We start from the raw sequence: 2,896 nt of genomic DNA on the forward strand, positions 1-2,896 counted from the left end.
CCCTCCGCACCGGCGGCGACACCCGCATCTCCGTATAGGAAGCACGTTCCATGAAAGCTCGCACTCGCATTGTTTCCGTTTTCGCACTCCTGCTGCACGGCCTCGTGCTCGCCGGCTGCGACAACCCCGCAGACGGTGATGAGCTGGAGCCGGGACGGTTCCGTGCCGTGGTAGAAGGAGATTTCCCGTACAAGACGCTGGAGGGATCGGCGTCCAGCGTGGCGCGCCTGCCGCAGGGAATGGGGGTGGGGATGGGCGTGGATGGCTATTCCGCCGGCGACACCCTCATGTCCATCGTGTTCGAGGCCCACGTGCCCACGGAGCCGGGCACGTATCGCATTGGAGCCGAGGATGACGCCACGGCGCCCATCCACGCCGACCTCACCATCACGACCTTCCTGCCTCCGCACAGAGCAGCCGTCTACAACACGTGGGTCGCGGACTCGGGGCACGTAGAGATCGCCGGCCAGAAGGGCGTGCAGGTGATGGGGACGCTGGAATTCGCCGCACACGAAGTGTACAGGGATTTCGGGCACCCGGACGTGGTGACCGGCCGGAAGGCGCGAGTCAGGGCGGAGTTCAAGGCCCGGCCGCTGTACTGACCCCCGCCCCTCGCAATCCAACCATGACCGGACCGGGGCCGATCCGCCTGTACATCTTCGACGCCGACGACACGCTGCGGCGCACGACCGTGCCCGGAAAGCCGTGCCCGCACCGCCCCGGCGAGTGGGAGCTGCTCCCCGGCGTCCGCGAGCGGCTGTCGTCGATGGAGTGGGGAAGCGGGGGGGGGTATCTGGGTATCGCGTCCAACCAGGACCACGTGGCGTACGGCCACATGACCGCCGAAACGTGCCGCGGCATGTTCGAGGACCTGCTCGAAGTCGCCACGGGCGCGCGCCGGCCGGACGCCTGCATCCGCTTCTGCCCGCACGCGCTGGAGGTGGACTGCGCGTGCCGAAAGCCGCAGCCGGGAATGCTTCACGACATCATGCGGCACTTCGGCGTGAGCGAGGCGGAGACGCTGTTCGTGGGAAATGCGCCGTCTGACCAGGAGGCGGCGCGCAGGGCAGGGGTGGGGTTCGCCTGGGCGTGGGACTTCTTCGGATGGTGACGCCGCGATAAATGAGCTTGCCTGGCTCTCCGAGCGGCACTAAGCTTGTAGATGTGGGTACGCTGGAGCGGGTATCACATCTACAAGAGGACTTTGATGGCGAAAAATTCAGGCAAGACGCACGGGAGGGTTTCAGCCATGCCCGGCGGCAAGTCCAGGCCGGGCGGCAAGTACATCCCCTCGGAACACGTGATATCGAAGGTAGGCCGCCGGAAGATCGCCGTCCGCGGCGCTGGGCTTTCCCGCGGGTCGAATCTTCTGGTGCATGACACGCCACGAAGCTTTCGTGAGGGCGTCGAGTACTCGCTCGTCGAAAAGGTGACGGCGCTGTTCCGCCGCTCGTTGAAGCAGATGAGCGTTGAAGAAATTCAGCGCGCCATTGCGGCGCCGTCGCCCGCCGCGACCATCGTCGAGGTGCTGAACGCGGCGCCGGAAATCGGGCTGGCGAGGGAAACGGCCACCACTCGCGCGTTGGCCCGCGGCGCGGCGGCCAAGCAGGAGATGCTTCAGACGGCCGGCGGGTGCCTTTCGTCCGGCGAAGTCGCGCGGCTGCTCGGAAAGACGGTGTCCGCGGTCAACCAGCGCCGGGCACGAAACCAGATCCTCGCCGTGCCGCTCTCCGGTGGCGAATGGGGATTCCCCGCGAGCCAGTTCGCGTCGGGCGACCTGCGCCCCGGCATCGCCGAGATCGTGAGCAGCGCCGGGACGATGAATCCCTGGGTGCTGCTCTCCATCCTGTTGGACCGGGCGCCGGGATCGGAAGCGACGATCATCGATTCGCTGGATGATCCGGCGGTGATGCAGGATGTGCTGGCCCGCGTCCGCACGTACGGGGAGCACGGGGCCTCGTAGTGGCCATCAGCCTCCCGGCCAGGCTCCCCATTGTATCGGTCGAGGTGTCGCGCCCGCTCTGGCGCGTGCACGAGACGCGATTCGGGGCCATCTGGTACGGTACGCGGGCCGACAAGCGGTTCGACGATCCCGCCGGCGGCTTCGGCGTGCTGTACCTGGGCGAGAGTCCCGCGGTGGCCGTACTGGAAACGCTGGTGCGGGGCTCGGACCGGTGTGTGGTCGATCAGAACGAGTGGAAGCGCCGCTCCGTCTCGCGGGTGTACCTCGCGGAAGAGCTGCGGGTGCTGCAGTTCGAAGGTGCTTCCCTGCGGCGGTTCGGGATCGGGGCAGAGCGTGCCCACGCGGCGGGATACGCGGAGTGCCAGGAAATGTCCGCGATGCTTCACGCACGCGATCCGAGCATCGACGGCATCCAGTTCCGGTCCAGGTGGGACACCAGCCAGCTGTGTTGGGCCGTGTTCCAGCGGGCGAGCCACAAGATCCGGGGCGCGGGCGCGCCGGTGGCGTTGGGGGCGAGCAGGATCGGCGACCAGGTGCTGGACGAATGCGAGATCCAACTGGTCTGACCGACGGCTGACTGCTTTTCGCAGCGGCGGCTAGTCGGCGGCGGGGAGCGCCAGGGTGAAGGTGGTGCCGGCGCCCAGGCCGCTTTCTACTTCCAGCCGCCCGCCGAGCAGCGTGGCCAGGTCCTTGGCCACGCTCAGCCCCAGCCCCGTGCCCCCCGCCACGCGCCGCGCGGACTGCTCCACCTGCCAGAACGCGTCGAAGATGCGCTCGTGGTTCTCGGGGGCAATGCCCAGCCCGGTGTCGCGCACCCGCACCATGTGGTACGTGTGGTCGCGCATCACCTCGACGGTAATCCGCCCCTCCTCCGTGAACTTCACCGCGTTGGAAAGCAGGTTCGTCAGGATCTGCCTCACCTTGGGCGCGTCC

At 67.7% G+C, this 2,896-nt stretch carries 5 protein-coding genes; 4 read left to right on the top strand and 1 reads right to left on the bottom strand.

The window, feature by feature from the left end:
- The first annotated feature begins 50 nt into the window (after positions 1 to 50).
- The 4 genes from VIB55_RS05695 to VIB55_RS05710 all read left to right on the top strand — a co-directional run bounded on the left by VIB55_RS05695 (position 51) and on the right by VIB55_RS05710 (position 2,529).
- The gene (locus VIB55_RS05695) at positions 51 to 602 is read left to right on the top strand and encodes a hypothetical protein (protein ID WP_331875700.1); all 552 of its coding nucleotides are present in this window, start codon (positions 51 to 53) and stop codon (positions 600 to 602) included.
- 23 nt (positions 603 to 625) lie between these two features.
- Entirely contained in the window at positions 626 to 1,111 is a 486-nt protein-coding gene (locus tag VIB55_RS05700) for an HAD-IIIA family hydrolase (protein ID WP_331875701.1), read from the top strand.
- Positions 1,112 to 1,207: 96 nt separating this feature from the next.
- Positions 1,208 to 1,963 (top strand): hypothetical protein, encoded by a 756-nt coding sequence (locus tag VIB55_RS05705; RefSeq protein WP_331875702.1) that lies wholly within the window; start codon positions 1,208 to 1,210, stop codon positions 1,961 to 1,963.
- Positions 1,963 to 2,529, top strand: a complete 567-nt coding sequence (locus VIB55_RS05710) for an RES family NAD+ phosphorylase (RefSeq protein WP_331875703.1) — start codon at positions 1,963 to 1,965, stop codon at positions 2,527 to 2,529. The genes VIB55_RS05705 and VIB55_RS05710 overlap by 1 nt, the downstream gene beginning before the upstream one ends.
- A 30-nt stretch (positions 2,530 to 2,559) precedes the next feature.
- Here the strand turns inward: VIB55_RS05710 and VIB55_RS05715 are convergent.
- A partial coding sequence (locus tag VIB55_RS05715; protein WP_331875704.1) for an ATP-binding protein occupies positions 2,560 to 2,896 on the bottom strand: 337 nt, incomplete at its 5' end.

Source organism: Longimicrobium sp., from assembly GCF_036554565.1.
Classification (GTDB): Bacteria; Gemmatimonadota; Gemmatimonadetes; order Longimicrobiales; family Longimicrobiaceae; genus Longimicrobium.